Here is a 15,757-nt window from a genome sequence, read left to right on the forward strand (position 1 = left end):
TCCGGACAAGTGAGGGATGAGCCGGCCCATGACCGGCTCAGCCACCCGCGTGGTTGAGAGGTCGGTTACTTCACGTCCTTGCGGATGCGCTCGACCTCGTCGTTGAACAGCTTCACCGTTTCGGAGCGAAGATTGGCGGAAATCTTCTCCACCACCGGCTGCACCGTCTTGCGCATGCGTTCGGTCTCCTCGGGGGCGATCGCGTTGTACTGCATGCCCTTGGCCTGCAATTCGGCTAGAGCCTTTTCGGTCTGAAGACGCGTCTGTTCCTTCTGATAACCGCGACTTTCTGCGTAGGCCTCGCGCATCAGGCGCTGCTCGGTCGGCGACAGCTTGTCCCAGAACGCCTTGCTCACCAGGATGATGTTGAGGGTGAAGGTGTGGTTGGTGGCGGAAACGTATTTCTGCACTTCGTAGAATTTGTTGGAGAGAATGACCGTATAGGGATTCTCCTGTCCGTCGACGGTGCGGGTCTCCAGCGCCGAATAGAGCTCGCCGAACGCCATCGGGACCGGGTTGGCCTTGAAGGCGCTGAAGCTTTCGAGATAGACCGGATTCGGGATGACGCGGAGCTTGAGACCGGCGAAGTCCTCGACCTTGGTGATCGGTCGGGTGCTGTTGGTGACGTTGCGGAAGCCCAGGCCCCAATAGCCGAGACCGACAAGTCCCTTCGCCGGCAGCGTATCGAGCATCGCATTGCCGAACTTGCCGGTCGCGAGCGCGTCGGCCTGTTCGATCGTGTTGAACAGGAACGGGAAGTCGATCAGACCGAATTCCGGGACGACGGTCGCGAGCGAGGTCGTCGAGGCCGATAACATCTCCTGCGTGCCGCCGCGCAGCGCCGATTGCTGCTGCAGTTCGTTGCCCAGTTGCGAGGCCGCGAACTCGCGGACCTTCATCTTGCCTCCGCTCTTGGCCGCCAGGATCTCGCCGAACTTCTGCACGCCGAAGCTGACGGGATGATCGGTGTTGTTCAGGTGGCCCCACCTGATCGTCCGCTCCTGGATGTCGTCGGCGGCGGATGCGCCGACTGTCAGCGCCACGCAGATCGCAGCCGTAGACAGTGCTCGTGCCAACAAGCTCATCGTGTCCTCCCTGTTCACAGGGGCACGAAGCACGGCTTAAGCCACTATTTTCCGTACCCTCAGCTTATTTACACATCATACATATATTTCCATGTCAAACGGCAAAATGAATAACCTATGATATTTTGCCATTCATCGGATTCTATCCATCTGCTATATTGCTGGCAACGTTGATGGTTCGGCCGATCCCTGGGGCGGCCGATGATCCGGACAAGCGGGACCAAAGCCCATGACCACACTCGAGGAACGGCCCATGTCGGCGGGCGACAGCGGCTATCAGCGCATTCGGTCCGACATTATTTTCGGAGTCCTCACGCCATCCGGACGTCTCAGGCTCGATGCGATGAAAGAGGATTACGGCTTCAGCATCTCGACCCTGCGAGAGATCCTCAATCGGCTCACGTCCGAAGGTTTTGTGGTCGCTGAAGGCCAGCGTGGATTCGAGGTGGCCCCTGTTTCGATCCAGAACCTGCGCGAGCTCGCCGATTTGCGCATCCTTCTGGAGCACCATGCCATGGCCGAGTCGTTCCGGACTGGCGACGTCGAGTGGGAGGGCCGCGTGGTTTCGGCTCATCACAAGCTGGCGGCGACAGAACGCGCCATCCTCAAGGAGGGCGACGACCCGGAGCTACGCAAGCGGTACGACGGCGAATTCCACCAGGCCCTGATCTCGAGCTGCGGATCCCGCGAGCTCATGCACACCCATTCGATCGTGTTCGACAAATACTTCCGCTACGCGCTGCGCTATCGGGGGGCGGAGACGATCAACCAGCACAAAGCGCTCCTGGAGTGCGCGCTGAAGCGCGACATCAAGAACGCCAGGGCCGTCCTCAGCGACCATATAAACGGCTGCGTCGCGCATGCGGTGTCCTCCTGGAAGGACGCCTGACCACCCTCGCCTGCCGCAAGATCAAGTCGTCGGCGCACAAGAATGATCAATGCACGCCAATATCCCTTTCTCCACGGACAGGCTTGACGGCTTGCTCGATGCTTCCGGCATCGACGTCCTGATCGTCACCTCGAAACACAACGTCCAGTACCTTCTCGGTGGGTACTATCACTTCCAATTCGACTACATGGAAGCGATCGGGATCAGCCGCTACCTGCCGATCCTGGTCTATGTGAAGGGCGCGCCGGACAAGGCGGCATATGTCGCCGGCCGGAACGAGCGGGACAGCGTCCAGAACAGGATCGGCGCGGGATACTGGATGCCGCCGGTCGTTTTTGGCTCGTCAACTACGGTCGAGGCGATGACGCTTGCGCTCGAGCATGTGAAGGCCGTCGCGACCTCGTTCCGTCTCGGCATCGAGATGTCGTTCTTGCCGGTTGACGCGGCAGACGTGTTACGCCGAGAGCTTCCTGACGCCCGGATCGTCGAGGCCTTGCGCCCGCTCGAGAAGCTGCGGTCGATCAAGAGTGCGGCCGAGCTGGACATCCTCCGGGAGGCGTCCGAGCGCGTGGTCGCCTCGATGATGGACGCAGTCAGCCGTACCCGTGTCGGCCAGAGCAAGCGCGAGATCATCGATCATCTGCGCCGGGCCGAATTGTCGCGCGACATGATCTTCGAATATGCCCTGGTGACCGTCGGAACGAGCCTCAACCGGGCGCCCTCCGAGCAACGTCTCGCACCCGGCGAGATCGTTTCGCTGGATTCGGGCGGAAACTACCGTGGCTATATCGGTGATCTCTGCCGGATGGCCGTGCACGGCGCGCCCGACGGCGAACTCGTCGATCTGCTCGGGGAAATCGAGGTGATCCAGCAGGCAGCCCGCGTCCCGATACGGGCGGGTCTGACCGGACGCGAGATCTTCAACGCCGCGAATGAAGCGCTCGCGCGATCTCCTCACGGCAGCCAGATGCACTTCGTCGCTCATGGCACCGGCATCGTCAACCACGAAGCGCCGCGCCTGACAGCAAGCGGGCCAATCCCTTATCCCGCCGACGACGCCAATGCGCCGCTCGAGGCCGGCATGGTCGTCTCAATCGAAACGACGCTGCCCCACGCGCGCGGTTTCATCAAGCTCGAGGACACAATTGCCGTCACGGCGAGCGGATATCAGGCCTTTGGTGACAGCGGACGCGGCTGGAATCCAATTTCGTCATGAGCATCAATCTGATCTCCCCCACCAAGGTCGAGACCGCGGTCGCTGGTGCTGATATTCTCGGCGAGACGCCATTGTGGTGCGATCGGACCCGCAAGCTGTGGTGGATCGATATCGACGGCAGGCTGCATCAATCCTTCGATCCAGCGACGGGCGCGCACCAAGTAACCTCCTACGATTGCCGGTTCCTTGGCAGTCAAGCCATGACAGCAGACGGCTCGCATTTGCTCGCGCAGGATTTGAGCCTCCACCGCTTGGGCGATACCGCGGGACGGGTCATTGAAGTCGAAAGTGGTCTGGACAATCGTCTCAACGACGGCCGCGTGGATGCACGCGGGCGCCTATGGATCGGCACCATGGATAACGAATTGCATCGTCCGCAGGGCTCGCTCTACCGGGTGACCGGAGGCGGTGAGGTGACACGCATGTTCGGCGACGTCATCGTGACCAATGGGATCGCATTCTCGCCGGACAACCGCACGCTCTATTTCACGGACACACGGCGGTACCGCACTTGGCAGTTCGATTTCGATCTCGACGATGGCACGATCCGCAATCGGCGCCTGTTTGCCGACTATGTGGCGACGAAGGAGCGACCTGACGGCGCGTGCGTTGACGTCGCAGGAGGGCTCTGGACGGCCTTTTTCTCAGGTGGCCGCCTGGTGCGCTATCGGCCGGACGGGCAGATCGATACCGTCGTGCCCTTGCCCGTGACCAATCCCACGTGCCTGTGCTTTGGCGGCAGCGATCTCAAAACGCTATACGTCACGACGGCCCGGAAATTCCTGAATCCGCGGCAGTTGCGAGATGAGCCTCAAGCCGGCCAAATTCTTGCGATCCACGGCATCGCGGAAGGCCTCCTTGAACATCGTTTCGTGCGCAGCTCCCTCTAGACACTGCATGTCCGCTCATGGCCAGGGCCGACATCTTACCATCACATCTACGTCGCCTCTTGACGGCTGAGCAGACGCAAAGAATTCCCAGCAGCTCACGCCCGCCGCATCAGCTTGCGCGAAGGCGGCAGCACGCTGGATGATGATCGTCACTTCCTGAGGATGCCCGTATCGGTATTTCCAAGCTGCTGGACAGCACTATTTGCGGCTGGCGTGTTGTAGGTCGGTCGAGATCCCCCGCCGTCCTGCCCAGACGTCGCGACGCCCAGTCTCTCACCTGTCGTGCCCTGGCTTTTCGCATTGGACGTGTGGGGTCCGGGGGAACCGCCGGTTCCGCTGAGCGTAGTCCCGTTCGAGAGCGTCGAACCACCCGTGCCGCCCGGGCCAGCTGCACCTGCGCCGCCAGCGGATGAAGACCCGCCTGAGGCGCCCCCCGAGCTTTGCGCCATCGAGACCGAAATGGTGCTCAGCAGGATAGTCGCCGCGATCGCTAGACACCTCATCTCTGTTGCTCCATTCACCAGCAAGCTCTACGCGCAACCTATCGGCGGCGAGCGATCCAGGCTCCGGCGAGAAAGGCCACGAGCAACGACCGTAACGGCGCCTTCACCGCCATCTCGCGCAACTGGTCAGCCCATCGCGCCGCGGAATCAAAAGAGGACGAATTGTGCTGCGCACCGAAAGCAGCTTTAGGCGCGGCGGAACTCGACCGTTGCTTGGTGGCTCGCGCCATGCCGCCCTGATCGTCCGTCAATCCGGAGGCTTCTGTCATCGCCTCAGCTTCCTTGATGTCCATGTGTGAACTCCAATCCTGTCGAGGTTGCGGAACAATAACTGATCCAAGTACCTCAGGCTCCGCCGATGGGAGCAGCTCTGGCAGAGGCATTCATGCGAACTATATGTTTGCCACACGCCCCGCCGTACCCACTCCCTTGAAGAAGCCCTTGCTGATCTTTCTGTTCCTCGTCTTCGCACCGCTGGCCGTCTCAGCGGCGAGATATTTCTGGCTGGGCGATGGCCGCGAGAATTGGCAAACCGCCGATCGGTCGAGCGCTGGTCTTCTGCCCGCCGCCGCCGACCATCCCGAAGCCGTCGTGCGAGTGTTCGGAGCGAGAACGGTCAGGTGGCGCAGCATCTTCGTGGTTCACACCTGGATCGTCGTCAAAGAGAACAATGCGACGACCTACACGAGGTACGACTACACGGCCTGGGGCGAGCCGATCCGCACCAACGGCTTTGCTCCGGACGGGCGATGGTTCGGCGCTGCGCCGGAAATCATCGTGGCAGTCGACGGAGCGCGCGCGGAGGCGTTGATCCCCAAAATCCGGGATGTGATCGAAAACTACAAGTTTCGATCCTATGGCGATTACAGCGTCTGGCCGGGTCCCAATTCCAACACCTTCGTGCAGGCGGCCCTCGACTCCGTCCCCGAGCTTCGAGCCGTCCTGCCTCCGACCGCAATCGGCAAGGACTTCCCGTACACCGGCAGATGGGTCGGCGTCACGGCGTCCGGCACGGGCCTCTATGCGTCGCTGGCCGGATATATCGGGGTTTCGATCGGCTGGGTCGAAGGCCTGGAGGTCAACTTCTTCGGTGCCGTGCTCGGTTTCGACATCCGACGCCCCGCGCTCAAATTGCCAGGCCTCGGACGCGTTGGCATGTCCACCGGCGTGTGAGAGCGGGAGCCTGACTGCGGAGCGATTGGCTCGTTCGCGCAAGACCTCGCGTGAGGTTCGCTTCATCCCGGAAAGCGGACATCCGAGATTTGTGAATGCGTTCCTAAGCCTTCCGCATCAGCTTGAGCGAGGCCGCAAGGCGCAGGCTGCGCTTGCCGGCGAGCGCGATGCCTTCGAGCTCGCCACCGTCGGCCGTGCACGTTCCGGAAAAACCGATCCCGACTTCTAACCCGCCAAAGACGGGGTTCTCGCCCTTCGCCGGCGTGTGCTCCTGGTTCAGCATCTCGCCCTTCCAGCGGCCGTCGGCGGAGGAATAGGAGCCGAGATAGTAGAAGAACGCATCGCCGCCGAGGATGCGGCCGTCGATCAGCAGCATCACGCCGGAGAGGCCGGCATCGACGCCGTCGAGCGCGCGCAGGCTCATGCCGTAGAGCCCGTTGGCGATGCCGCCCTGCCCGATCGTGCCGCGCGGCGGCAAGGCCCCGTCGTCGAGCCGGGTGAGATTGGCCCAGAAATGCGCGCCCGGCATCGTGTTCGCGCCGCCCTGAAGACGGATCTCGTTGCCAACCAGCCGGCCGCGCGCGCCGATCGAGGCGACGTCGGCGCCCATCAGCGGCTTGTAGTTGGGATCGAGATTGTGCCGCTCGGTGATCACCTCGGCGACGATCTCGCCGTCTCGCTCTGAATAGGTGCCAAGATGCGCGAAGCCCGAATTGCCGCCCAGCATCTTGCCGTCATGCAGGCACATGATGCTGCGCCCGAACGCATCGTTGACGCCGTATTCTACTTTGTAGAGCCCGTCCAGCAACGCAATGAACCCGCAAAATCGGAAAAGGATCGCGGGCTACCTAGCATTGCCGCCGCATCTCTGCCATCCGGTTTTTCCGCGCAGGGGCTTGCGGATCGCCGCGGTCGCGATGCATCGCCGCTGTTTTGCCCGGCGGGACAAGACACTTTTCGCCGAAACCTCAGGACGCGACGTCGCCCGACAAGTGATTTCAGCGACCGAGCGATTTCAACCACTTGGCTACTGTGCATGGGGTTGTTTTTCGACTTTTTGCCTGGCCGGTGCCGACCGGCCTTGTTCACGCGTCAATGACGCTTGAAATACTGCACCTCGCGCTCGTGCTTCTCGGCTGCCGCCCGGCTCCTGAAGGTGCCGAGGTTACGGCGCTTGCCGGTCTTCGGATCGACCTTGCGTGAATAGAGGCGATATTCGCCGGATGCCAGTTTGCGGATCATGATCGGGCCTCCCGCTTCCTCCGATTCAACGGCCGGTGCCGGAGCTGGTTCCTGATCGAGCCTCCTCGAACCCGCCGGCACGAGCGTGCGACCAAGGGGCATGAACCAGACAGAGCCATCCGCCGAAGAGCAGATCGCCGAATTCGTCGCCAGCGCGGCGAAGCAGCCGCTGCTCGATGCCGCGTTCGAACTCTGGCGCTGGCGCTACCGGTTGGATTCGATCGAAGGGCGCCCGACCGCCGAAGAGGTTCGCATCTATCGCACCCTCACGCCGCAGCAGATGGCCGAGCGATATCGCTACGAACGCGACCATGCCCACGAGGGGCCGATGTTCGGGTACGTCAAGCGCGCCCACCCGCACGCCGACGACGATGCGATCCGGCAGGCGATCATCACCGCCGTCAAATTCGAGGGCGCGGCGGAAGCGCATTTCAAATGGGACGGCGATTTCTGGGCTTGCGTCGTCCGTGCCGTCGCGCAGGCCGCCGCCGAATATCCCGGCTTCCTCGAGACGACCTATCGCGACGCCCGCAACAATCTCGCGTACTACATGAAGTGAGCCGCGCGAGGTCTGCGCTGCGTCCACGCCCCGGCAACTCTAGGGCTCGAGCCCCGATTGGCGCAGGATGGGCACGACCTCCGGCGAAGCCAGATAGCGTAGCAGGCGGCCAGCGGCGTCGGCATGTCTCGCGTTCGCGACACGGCCGGCCGAGAACACCGCCGGCGTTTGCAAATCATGCGGGATCGGACCGGCCACCGCGATGCCTTCGACCTGCTTTAGTTCGCTGATCTGCTGCACGGCGAGATCAGCCTCACCGCTGACGAGGCGCTCGGCGGTAAAGCCCTGCTCGACGATGGTGGCCCTGGTGTTGATCTCGGCCGCGATCCCCATCCGTACGATCAACTGGGCGAAGTAGACGCCGCTCGCCCCCAGCCGCGAATAGGCAACGGACCGTGCTGCGAGCAGCGTCTTGCGCAGTGCCGCTTCGCTTGCGATGTCGGGATGCGCCTGCCCTGCCCGCACGGCGATGCCGACATAGGAGCGGGCCAGATCGGCAGCGCCGCCTGCGAGCACGCGGCCCTCCGCGATCACCTCGTCCAGCCCCTCGCGCGTGAGGATCACGAGATCGGCAGCCTCGCCGTCGCGCAAGCGCTTCAGCAGGGCCAGGGTCGGCGCGAAGTCGGCGTCGACATGGATGCCCGTTTCAGCCGCGAAGGCGGAGGACAGGCTGCGCATCGCGCCCATCAGGCCGAGCGTCGAGAGAATGCGGAGCTTTTCCATGTGCGCTTCCCGGTGCAATCAGGCGCGGTGCATCAGCTTGAGCGCGGCGGTCAGGCGCAGGCTGCGCTTGCCGGCGAGCGCGGTCGCCTCCAGCACCGCCTCCTGCGCGTCGTAGCGGCCGGAGAAACCGATGCCGACCTCGTGGCCGCCGAAGATCGGATCGTCCTTGGCCGGCGTGTGCTCCTGGTTGAGGATCTGGCCCTTCCAGCGCCCGTTCGCGGCGGCGTAGCTGCCGAGATAGTAGAACGCCGCATCGCCGCCGAGGATGCGGCCCTGGTTGAGCAGCATCACGCCGGTGAGGCCGCCGTCGAGACCGTCGAGCATCCGCAGATGGATGGAGTAGAGACCGTCGGCGATGCCGGCTTCGCCGACGCCCCCGGCGATCGGCACCTCGTCGTCCGTGATTGGCGTCATCACCGACTGGAAGGGAACGCCCGGCAACTCCTTCAGCTCGCCCTTGAAGCGGTAGAGATCGCCATCCGCCCAGCCCTTGGCGAGCAAGGTGGCATCATCGGTGCCCGCCATGGCGCGGTAGTTCGGATCGGGGTTGTGGCGGACGGTGCTGATCACGACGTCGACGCCGCTGTCGGTCTTCTCATAGGTGCCGATATGGGCAAAGGCCGAATTGCCGCCGAGCATCTTGCCATTGCCGGCATGCATCACGCTGCGGCCGACCGCGTCGCCGAGCTGAAACTTCACCTTGTAGAAGCCCTCAAACACCAGCCGTGTCCCCGGCCCTCGCGCGCATCCTGGCGCACTCTATCCCGTTTTCCGGGGCGATGGACAAGTCTCGCGCCTCCGAGATTTGCGGGAGCGACTGTCATCCAAATGCAAAAATCCGCCGGAGCCTTGCAGCTCCGGCGGATTGAGCACCAACCCGGGCCAGCCCCCCAGCCCGGGCCGGGAGGATCTTAGGCCGCGGCCTTCTTGTCGGTCGGCACGGACGCGATCGTCTTCAGGATCTGCGAAGCGATCTGGTATGGGTCGCCCTGCGAGTTCGGACGGCGGTCTTCCAGATAGCCCTTGTAGCCGTTATTGACGAAGGAATGCGGAACGCGGATCGAGGCGCCGCGGTCGGCAACGCCGTAGCTGAACTTGTTCCACGGCGCGGTCTCGTGCTTGCCCGTCAGACGCTTGTCGTTGTCCGGGCCGTAGACGGCGATGTGGTCCATCAGGTTCTTGTCGAAGGCGGCCATCAGGGCCTCGAAGTACTCCTTGCCGCCGACCGTACGCATGTACTCGGTGGAGAAGTTGGCGTGCATGCCCGAGCCGTTCCAGTCGGTGTCGCCGAGCGGCTTGCAGTGGAACTCGATGTCGATGCCGTACTTCTCGGTGAGGCGCAGCATCAGGTAGCGGGCCATCCACATCTGGTCGGCAGCGGTCTTGGAGCCCTTGCCGAAGATCTGGAATTCCCACTGGCCCTTGGCGACTTCCGCGTTGATGCCTTCATGGTTGATGCCGGCCGCGAGGCAGAGGTCGAGATGCTCTTCGACGATCTTGCGGGCGACGTCGCCGACGTTCGAGTAGCCGACGCCGGTGTAGTACGGACCCTGCGGCGCCGGATAGCCGGACGACGGGAAGCCGAGCGGACGGCCGTCCTTGTAGAAGAAGTACTCCTGCTCGAAGCCGAACCAGGCGCCGGCGTCATCGAGAATGGTGGCGCGCTTGTTGGAGGCGTGCGGGGTCTTGCCGTCGGGCATCATGACTTCGCACATCACCAGCACGCCGTTGGTGCGCGCCGCGTCCGGGAAGACGGCGACGGGCTTCAGCACGCAATCGGAGCTGTGGCCTTCAGCCTGCTGGGTGGAGGAGCCATCGAAGCCCCAGAGCGGAAGCTGCTCGAGCGTCGGGAACGACGCGAATTCCTTGATCTGAGTTTTGCCGCGCAAATTCGGAGTCGGCGTATATCCGTCGAGCCAGATGTACTCGAGCTTATACTTGGTCATTGAGCCTCTCTGTAGATGATGCGAAAGGTTTGGGGGCCCGGAGGCCCCTGAACGTTTTGTACCCGGCCATCATCGGCCGGCCCTTTACAAGCATTTTGCGTGCCAAAAGGCCGCAGTGCAGAAGGTTTTCCACCACCGCCGAGGTCGCCTCGCCGCGAGCAGATGGACCCCGGCGATATGCGTCATAGCCGCGCACCTTTGCGTGTAGCTGCAGCGCAAAAACCCCGAGGAAATCGCTCGTTTCTCAAGCAGGCGGCGCGGTGACGGAAGCTGCCGATGAAACGCGCATCAACCGCCAGCAATTTTTGCAAAGTCGCCCGCCCCTACCGAGCAACCTTTGGAATGGCCTGGGCGTTGGTCACTGACAGGGTGCCTTAGGGGATGCAGACCTTCCGCTGCCCACAAATTGGGCGGCAACTGATTTCCTTTTCAGCACTTTCCAATTCGGGGGGCGGGGCCGATATGGGGATTCCGGTAACCACAATCGAACGAGTCGGGCGCACCATGGAGGCCAATGCGCTTCGACCCAGGAGAATCGCAATGATGAACAATGGTCTGAGTCACGGATCGGCAACGATCTACCAATTCCCGGTCGGGGGCCGCGCAGCTCTCGCCGGACGCCGCCTTGGCGAGACCCGCCTTCCTGCTGATCCCGCCTCGCTACCCGCGAACGTCTCGATCTGCAGCGACAGCTGGTATCACCAGGACGCGGTCGATGACGCCAAGCCGAAATGGGATCGCTGATGCCTGTGGTTGGTTTGAAACCGCCGCGCTCGGGCAAGCGCCTGGCGGCAGTTGAAAAAGGGTCGAAACAGCAATGTTTCGGCCCTTTTTGATTCCGGCTGCGCCCCGCGGCTAGATCCCGGGCTGTCCGGCCTCCACGCAGCTCGTCACGGGCCGCCTCAGGTGCTTCACCGTGGTGGGCCCGCTCTTGGGAATCTTCAGCGTGACGCCAGCTCCCGAATAACGCGCACCCGAGACTGACAGCCGCCTGGCCAGCGTGATCGGCTCGCCGTCGATCTGGAGAAAGGCCCGCTTGTCGAGGTCATAAAACCCAACGATGAACTGCGTACCATCGGCGCATCGATAGGTCCGGAATGTCTGCGCGTCAGCCTGCGGCACGCTGCCAATTCCGACCGACAGCATGGTGATCCCCAAAAGAATGGTCTTGTGCCGGCTCATGATCACCCCCTGTATAAACCTCAAGGACGCCCCCTCGTGCGTCCAATGGAACCATAACCGAAGCCGATCCCATGCAAGACTCTTCTCTGAGAGACTCCCCTGCCCGCCACCTCGCCCTGCAAGGCGCCAGTAATTTTCGTGACCTCGGCGGTTATCCGACCGCCGATGGCCGCACCACGCGCTGGCGGCACATCTTCCGCTCCAACCATCTCGGTCAGCTCACCGCTGCCGATGTCGAGATCGTCCGTGCGCTGGGCGTGCGAAGCGCATTCGACTTCCGCGGGCTGGAGGAGCGCGCGGCCGGCGTCTGCGTCGTGAACGAGATCACGGTCCATTCGCTGCCGATCGAGCCCAGCGTGGTCGCCGCGCTGCGGGCCGAACTCGCCAGGGGCACCCTGACAGGAGCGGTCGCGCTCGAGCTGATGCGGGAGTCCTATCGCAACTATGTCCGCCACCACACGCACAGCTTTCGTGAGCTGTTCGGACATCTGCTCGAAGACCGCGCGCCGCTGGTGATCCACTGCACCGCCGGCAAGGACCGCACCGGCTTTGCCAGCGCGCTGATCCTGCATGCGCTCGGCGTGCCCGATGACATCATCGCCGAGGATTACCTCTTGACCAACCAGCACTACAAGCGCGACGCGACGGCTGCCACCGACCTGCCCGATGACGTTCGCAACGCCATCGGCAGCGTCGAGACCTCCTATCTTGCCGCAGCGTTCGAAGCGGTCGGCGAGGAATACGGTGATCTCGAAACCTACTTGCGCGATGGGCTCAAGCTCGGCACAGCAGAGCGGACCGCACTGCAGGCGCGCTATCTGCAAGCGTAAGTCACAACGCCCGGAGAGCGATGATGCAAGACAAGGTTCTGGTCGTGACAGGCGCGCGCGGCGCGCTCGGCAATGTGGTTGCGGAGATCGCGCAGGCGAGCGGCGCGCGCGTGGCCGGTATCGATCATGCGCCCTCGCAGGTGCCCGCGACGCCCGACCGCATCGAGATCGGCGGCGTCGACTTGACCGACGCGGCGCAGGCGAAGACCGCGGTCGAGGCGGCGGCCAAGCATTTCGGCCGGCTCGACGCACTGATCAACATCGCCGGCGGCTTCGCGTTCGAAACCGTCGGCGACGGCGACATCAAGACCTGGCAGCGCATGCATGCGCTGAACGTGCTGACCGCGCTCAACGCCTCGCGCGCGGCGCTGCCGCATCTGGCCGCGTCCAGGGCCGGTCGCATCGTCAACATCGGCGCCATGGGCGCGCTGCAGGCAGGCTCCGGCATGGGACCCTATGCGGCATCGAAAGCGGGGGTGCATCGGCTCACCGAGGCGCTCGCCCAGGAGTGGAAAGGCAAGGTCACGGTGAATGCGGTTCTGCCGTCGATCATCGACACCGCCGCCAACCGCGCCGACATGCCGAAGGCGGACTTTTCCAAATGGGTGACGCCGCAGGAACTCGCCGAAATCATCCTGTTCCTCGCCAGCGACGCCGCGAGCGGCGTCACGGGCGCGCTGATCCCCGTGGGCGGGCGAGTGTGATCAATCTGGAACCAGCAGCCGCAGACTGCCCTGGAAACGGATGCTCTGCTTGCCGGCGAGCGCGATGCCCTCGCCATAGGCGGTCTCGTCGGTGTAGGTGCCGCTGAAGCCAATGGTCACCACCTTGCGGCCCCACACGGGGCGCTCGTCGAACGAGGGCGAGTGCTCCTCGTTGGTCAGTTCGCCCTTCCACTTGCCGTTGGCCGAGGTGTAAGTGCCGTAAGCGAAGAAGAATGAATCACCGCCGCGCATCGTGCCGTCGCGCAGCACCATCACGCCCTGATTGCCCCCCTGCACGGCGTCCAGCATCTCGATGCGGATGTGATAGAGCCCGTTCCTGATCGTCATCTTCGTGAAGGCGCCCCGGTTGGTTCCGGTCGCAGGATAATCGCACCAACTGTTCCGGATCAAATGGCGCCGAGGCCGAGGTCCGATCCGGCTAGACTTCCGCAACTGATTCTCCGATCGGACGTCCCGTGGAAACCGCGCTCTACCTGCCCGTCAAACGCTTCCTCGAAGAGCTCGGCTTCACCGTGAAGGGCGAGATCGGCGGCTGCGATCTCGTCGGCCTCAGCGCCGGCGATCCGCCGATCGTTGTGATCGGCGAGCTCAAGCTCGCCTTCAATCTCGAGCTGATCCTGCAGGCGGTCGACCGCGCGCCGGCCGGCGACGAGGTCTGGATCGCAGCGAAGATGTCGATCCGGGGCAAGGGACGCGAGAGCGATGCGCGCTATCGCAATCTCTGCCGTCGCCTCGGCTTCGGCATGCTCGGCGTCACCGACCGCGGACAGGTCGAGGTGCTGGTGAAGCCGCCGACGGCGGCGCCGCGCCGCGAGCCGAAGTTGCGATCGCGCCTCGTCACCGAGCATCAGCGCCGCCAGGGCGATCCCGTGCTCGGCGGCAGCACCCGCGCGCCGATCATGACGGCCTACCGGCAGCAGGCGCTGGCCTGCGCCTCGGCGCTCGCCGACGGGCCGCGGCGCGTGCGCGACCTGCGCGAACGCTGTCCTGATGCCGGCAAGATCTTGCTTAACAATGTGTACGGCTGGTTCGAACGGGCCGACCGGGGAATCTACGGGCTTACCGAGGCCGGGCACGCCGCCCTGAAACGCTGGCCCCAGCAGCGGATTGAGGTCGATACCGGTGGTGCGTCACTGCTGCGACACCCGACCGGTGCATAGCTGAGATGCCACACCAATTTCATATTGCAATGCAACATTGGTGGCACTAGGTATCCCGGCATCAAAACGAGGCCGTTATGAGCGCAGACTGGAAGACCAAATATGGCACGCGGCGCGTCCGCCATGATCCGCCGACCCTGGACGAGGCGATCTTCGCCGCCATCGGCATCACCGACGATCATGAGCAGCAGGCCGAGATCGCCGCAGCCTTGATGGGGATGCCGCTCGATGTCGTGCAGGCCGAGGTGAAGAAGCAGGCGCGCACCAACAGCCGCATCGCTGCAACGCGCGTGATCGCCGGCGAACAAGGTGCGCAGCGTTCCGTCGTGGTTGAGCGCCGCGTCGTCCGCCGCTTCGGTACGCGCACCGGCACCTGAAGCATTCGTTCCAGGACCCAAATACGAAAGCGGACCGGCGATGCCGGTCCGCTTTTTGATTCAGCTTGCGATTTGAGATCAGGCCGCGCGATTGTCGTACATGCTGGAGATGATCTTCCAGCAGGTCGAATTGAGGCTGAGAAGCGCGCGCCCGGCCGTGAACGGCGACGCCGCGAGATCGGCGAGCTCGGCTTCAGGCGTCTTGGCAAGATCGATCGTGCCGGTCGATTCGCCATGGCGGAAGGCCAGATGCGCTCCGAACTTCCTGGCGAGCGCCCGCATCGCGTGATTCTCGGCGCCCGTCGTGATGCGCAGACGCTTGTAGCCCTTCCAGCGCGCCTCCGCGATCAAGCGGCGGAACAGAACGGTGCCGACACCCTGGCGCCGCGCAGAGGCTTCCACGCTGAAGGCAACTTCAGGCAGAGCCTCATCTTCCGGCGGATGCAGCTCGGCCGCACCGCGGACAACGCCGTCGACGATATAGGCCACGATCACGGTGCCGTCCTCGGCGCAGCGGGCGGCGTAACGCTCGATGAAGCTGTCGTCGAGAAAACCGTTGAAACGGTCGTGCCGGCTTGCGGCGTCGAGCCTCAGCAGGTGATCACGCAGGAGCGGTAGTTCTTCCTGCTGGATCAAGGTCCGCACATAGCCCGGGGCCGTGCGGACGGTCTCTTCAAGTACCACGTCAAAACTCCTCTTGGTGTCCCTCGAGGAGGCGTTCGAATCCCTAGACCCTCTATATTGTGCATCGCAGCATCTTTTGCAAGAAGAGGACCTGCCCAACTTAGAGGCATGGGGAACGACCAATTCGTTAATAAAATCAAAGCTCCGTAGTCTTACAGGACAAGCTGGGTCTGGGTCACCACGGCCACCAGCTTGCCCTCCTCGGTTTCCAGCCGGGTGGTCCAGACCTGGGTCCGCCTGCCACGATGGACCGGCGTCGCGGTGGCAATGACCGTGGTTCCCTCCCTGGCCCCGCCGATGAAATTGGTCTTGCTCTCCAGCGTGGTCGTGCCCTTGGCGTCCTCCGGCAAGTTGATCACGGTCGCCGCCGCGCCAACGGAATCGGCCAGCGCCATCACTGCCCCACCATGGATGGTGTGATGCAGCGTGCAGAGATCGGGCCGGACCGTCATCCGCGCCACCACGCGGTCCTTGCCCGCCTCGATGAACTCGACGCCCTTGAGCTCGGCGAACGGCATCTTCATTGCTTTAAGTTTTTCGAGCGGCGTCATCAGATCTCCTCCCAATTCCTTG

The 15,757-nt window shown here is 63.5% G+C and carries 21 protein-coding genes; 10 read left to right on the forward strand and 11 right to left on the reverse strand.

Going from position 1 to position 15,757, the window contains the following annotated elements; all coding sequences use genetic code 11:
* Positions 1-65: 65 nt before the first annotated feature.
* Entirely contained in the window at positions 66-1,085 is a 1,020-nt protein-coding gene (locus AC0WRY_RS19230; RefSeq protein WP_194402374.1) for a TRAP transporter substrate-binding protein, read from the reverse strand.
* A gap of 229 nt (positions 1,086-1,314) precedes the next feature.
* On the opposite strand from AC0WRY_RS19230, the gene AC0WRY_RS19235 reads away from it, so the two are divergent.
* Genes AC0WRY_RS19235 through AC0WRY_RS19245 form a run of 3 tightly spaced genes read left to right on the forward strand, consistent with a single transcriptional unit; the run spans position 1,315 to position 4,080 of the window.
* The gene (locus AC0WRY_RS19235; protein ID WP_211417289.1) at positions 1,315-1,974 is read left to right on the forward strand and encodes a GntR family transcriptional regulator; all 660 of its coding nucleotides are present in this window, start codon (positions 1,315-1,317) and stop codon (positions 1,972-1,974) included.
* Between the two features lie 49 nt (positions 1,975-2,023).
* Positions 2,024-3,190: a M24 family metallopeptidase gene (locus tag AC0WRY_RS19240; protein WP_491120460.1), complete on the forward strand. Its 1,167-nt coding sequence runs from the start codon at positions 2,024-2,026 to the stop codon at positions 3,188-3,190.
* Complete coding sequence (locus AC0WRY_RS19245; RefSeq protein ID WP_491120462.1) at positions 3,187-4,080, forward strand: SMP-30/gluconolactonase/LRE family protein; 894 nt, start codon at positions 3,187-3,189, stop codon at positions 4,078-4,080. Before AC0WRY_RS19240 ends, AC0WRY_RS19245 begins: the two co-directional genes overlap by 4 nt.
* A 541-nt stretch (positions 4,081-4,621) precedes the next feature.
* Here the strand turns inward: AC0WRY_RS19245 and AC0WRY_RS19250 are convergent.
* Positions 4,622-4,876: a hypothetical protein gene (locus AC0WRY_RS19250; RefSeq protein ID WP_491120464.1), complete on the reverse strand. Its 255-nt coding sequence runs from the start codon at positions 4,874-4,876 to the stop codon at positions 4,622-4,624.
* 148 nt (positions 4,877-5,024) lie between these two features.
* Between AC0WRY_RS19250 and AC0WRY_RS19255 the strand changes: the two genes are divergently transcribed.
* Positions 5,025-5,756, forward strand: coding sequence for a DUF3750 domain-containing protein (locus AC0WRY_RS19255; protein ID WP_491120466.1), 732 nt, complete (start codon positions 5,025-5,027; stop codon positions 5,754-5,756).
* Between the two features lie 103 nt (positions 5,757-5,859).
* Here AC0WRY_RS19255 and AC0WRY_RS19260 read toward each other — a convergent pair whose 3' ends face one another.
* On the reverse strand, positions 5,860-6,564 hold the full coding sequence (locus tag AC0WRY_RS19260; protein WP_491120468.1) for a GrlR family regulatory protein: 705 nt from the start codon (positions 6,562-6,564) through the stop codon (positions 5,860-5,862).
* Between the two features lie 284 nt (positions 6,565-6,848).
* The gene (locus AC0WRY_RS19265) at positions 6,849-6,998 is read right to left on the reverse strand and encodes a hypothetical protein (protein ID WP_194402381.1); all 150 of its coding nucleotides are present in this window, start codon (positions 6,996-6,998) and stop codon (positions 6,849-6,851) included.
* Between the two features lie 100 nt (positions 6,999-7,098).
* Between AC0WRY_RS19265 and AC0WRY_RS19270 the strand changes: the two genes are divergently transcribed.
* Positions 7,099-7,557 (forward strand): hypothetical protein, encoded by a 459-nt coding sequence (locus AC0WRY_RS19270; protein WP_194402382.1) that lies wholly within the window; start codon positions 7,099-7,101, stop codon positions 7,555-7,557.
* Positions 7,558-7,596: 39 nt separating this feature from the next.
* Here AC0WRY_RS19270 and AC0WRY_RS19275 read toward each other — a convergent pair whose 3' ends face one another.
* From AC0WRY_RS19275 to AC0WRY_RS19285, 3 genes are all read right to left on the reverse strand, one after another.
* Entirely contained in the window at positions 7,597-8,280 is a 684-nt protein-coding gene (locus AC0WRY_RS19275) for a substrate-binding domain-containing protein (RefSeq protein ID WP_491120470.1), read from the reverse strand.
* An 18-nt stretch (positions 8,281-8,298) separates the two neighbouring features.
* On the reverse strand, positions 8,299-9,000 hold the full coding sequence (locus AC0WRY_RS19280) for a GrlR family regulatory protein (RefSeq protein WP_211417297.1): 702 nt from the start codon (positions 8,998-9,000) through the stop codon (positions 8,299-8,301).
* 191 nt (positions 9,001-9,191) lie between these two features.
* A complete protein-coding gene (locus AC0WRY_RS19285) occupies positions 9,192-10,226 on the reverse strand; it encodes a glutamine synthetase beta-grasp domain-containing protein (RefSeq protein WP_194402385.1) in 1,035 nt (344 codons plus the stop codon).
* A 540-nt stretch (positions 10,227-10,766) separates the two neighbouring features.
* Here AC0WRY_RS19285 and AC0WRY_RS19290 point away from each other — a divergent pair.
* Complete coding sequence (locus AC0WRY_RS19290) at positions 10,767-10,970, forward strand: DUF2735 domain-containing protein (protein ID WP_194402386.1); 204 nt, start codon at positions 10,767-10,769, stop codon at positions 10,968-10,970.
* Positions 10,971-11,081: 111 nt separating this feature from the next.
* Here the strand turns inward: AC0WRY_RS19290 and AC0WRY_RS19295 are convergent, their stop codons facing one another.
* Entirely contained in the window at positions 11,082-11,408 is a 327-nt protein-coding gene (locus AC0WRY_RS19295) for an MliC family protein (protein ID WP_194402387.1), read from the reverse strand.
* 86 nt (positions 11,409-11,494) lie between these two features.
* On the opposite strand from AC0WRY_RS19295, the gene AC0WRY_RS19300 reads away from it, so the two are divergent.
* Together AC0WRY_RS19300 and AC0WRY_RS19305 are read left to right on the forward strand one after the other, a co-directional pair.
* On the forward strand, positions 11,495-12,238 hold the full coding sequence (locus AC0WRY_RS19300; RefSeq protein ID WP_491123488.1) for a tyrosine-protein phosphatase: 744 nt from the start codon (positions 11,495-11,497) through the stop codon (positions 12,236-12,238).
* A 23-nt stretch (positions 12,239-12,261) separates the two neighbouring features.
* Positions 12,262-12,942: an SDR family oxidoreductase gene (locus AC0WRY_RS19305; protein WP_491120474.1), complete on the forward strand. Its 681-nt coding sequence runs from the start codon at positions 12,262-12,264 to the stop codon at positions 12,940-12,942.
* On the opposite strand, the gene AC0WRY_RS19310 is transcribed toward AC0WRY_RS19305, so the two are convergent.
* Positions 12,943-13,290 carry a hypothetical protein gene (locus AC0WRY_RS19310; RefSeq protein WP_491120476.1) on the reverse strand — a complete coding sequence of 116 codons (348 nt, stop codon included), beginning with the start codon at positions 13,288-13,290 and terminating at the stop codon, positions 12,943-12,945.
* A 128-nt stretch (positions 13,291-13,418) separates the two neighbouring features.
* On the opposite strand from AC0WRY_RS19310, the gene AC0WRY_RS19315 reads away from it, so the two are divergent.
* Together AC0WRY_RS19315 and AC0WRY_RS19320 are read left to right on the forward strand one after the other, a co-directional pair.
* Positions 13,419-14,123 carry a DUF2161 domain-containing phosphodiesterase gene (locus AC0WRY_RS19315; protein ID WP_194402390.1) on the forward strand — a complete coding sequence of 235 codons (705 nt, stop codon included), beginning with the start codon at positions 13,419-13,421 and terminating at the stop codon, positions 14,121-14,123.
* Between the two features lie 77 nt (positions 14,124-14,200).
* On the forward strand, positions 14,201-14,500 hold the full coding sequence (locus AC0WRY_RS19320; RefSeq protein WP_491120478.1) for a hypothetical protein: 300 nt from the start codon (positions 14,201-14,203) through the stop codon (positions 14,498-14,500).
* Between the two features lie 78 nt (positions 14,501-14,578).
* On the opposite strand, the gene AC0WRY_RS19325 is transcribed toward AC0WRY_RS19320, so the two are convergent.
* Positions 14,579-15,184 (reverse strand): GNAT family N-acetyltransferase, encoded by a 606-nt coding sequence (locus AC0WRY_RS19325; protein WP_194402391.1) that lies wholly within the window; start codon positions 15,182-15,184, stop codon positions 14,579-14,581.
* A gap of 152 nt (positions 15,185-15,336) precedes the next feature.
* Positions 15,337-15,735, reverse strand: a complete 399-nt coding sequence (locus AC0WRY_RS19330) for a PaaI family thioesterase (protein ID WP_491120480.1) — start codon at positions 15,733-15,735, stop codon at positions 15,337-15,339.
* Positions 15,736-15,757 lie beyond the last annotated feature (22 nt).

Source organism: Bradyrhizobium sp. T-12, from assembly GCF_058314695.1.

Bases quoted from the DNA above. Each gene is read 5' to 3' on its own strand.
- AC0WRY_RS19305 (WP_491120474.1), top strand. From the start codon at position 12,262: ATGCAAGACAAGGTTCTGGTCGTGACAGGCGCGCGCGGCGCGCTCGGC.
- AC0WRY_RS19240 (WP_491120460.1), top strand. From the start codon at position 2,024: ATGCACGCCAATATCCCTTTCTCCACGGACAGGCTTGACGGCTTGCTC.
- AC0WRY_RS19235 (WP_211417289.1), top strand. From the start codon at position 1,315: ATGACCACACTCGAGGAACGGCCCATGTCGGCGGGCGACAGCGGCTAT.
- AC0WRY_RS19265 (WP_194402381.1), bottom strand. From the start codon at position 6,998: ATGATCCGCAAACTGGCATCCGGCGAATATCGCCTCTATTCACGCAAG.
- AC0WRY_RS19290 (WP_194402386.1), top strand. From the start codon at position 10,767: ATGATGAACAATGGTCTGAGTCACGGATCGGCAACGATCTACCAATTC.
- AC0WRY_RS19275 (WP_491120470.1), bottom strand. From the start codon at position 8,280: ATGGAAAAGCTCCGCATTCTCTCGACGCTCGGCCTGATGGGCGCGATG.
- AC0WRY_RS19270 (WP_194402382.1), top strand. From the start codon at position 7,099: ATGAACCAGACAGAGCCATCCGCCGAAGAGCAGATCGCCGAATTCGTC.
- AC0WRY_RS19245 (WP_491120462.1), top strand. From the start codon at position 3,187: ATGAGCATCAATCTGATCTCCCCCACCAAGGTCGAGACCGCGGTCGCT.
- AC0WRY_RS19320 (WP_491120478.1), top strand. From the start codon at position 14,201: ATGAGCGCAGACTGGAAGACCAAATATGGCACGCGGCGCGTCCGCCAT.
- AC0WRY_RS19295 (WP_194402387.1), bottom strand. From the start codon at position 11,408: ATGAGCCGGCACAAGACCATTCTTTTGGGGATCACCATGCTGTCGGTC.
- AC0WRY_RS19330 (WP_491120480.1), bottom strand. From the start codon at position 15,735: ATGACGCCGCTCGAAAAACTTAAAGCAATGAAGATGCCGTTCGCCGAG.
- AC0WRY_RS19250 (WP_491120464.1), bottom strand. From the start codon at position 4,876: ATGGACATCAAGGAAGCTGAGGCGATGACAGAAGCCTCCGGATTGACG.
- AC0WRY_RS19230 (WP_194402374.1), bottom strand. From the start codon at position 1,085: ATGAGCTTGTTGGCACGAGCACTGTCTACGGCTGCGATCTGCGTGGCG.
- AC0WRY_RS19310 (WP_491120476.1), bottom strand. From the start codon at position 13,290: ATGACGATCAGGAACGGGCTCTATCACATCCGCATCGAGATGCTGGAC.
- AC0WRY_RS19285 (WP_194402385.1), bottom strand. From the start codon at position 10,226: ATGACCAAGTATAAGCTCGAGTACATCTGGCTCGACGGATATACGCCG.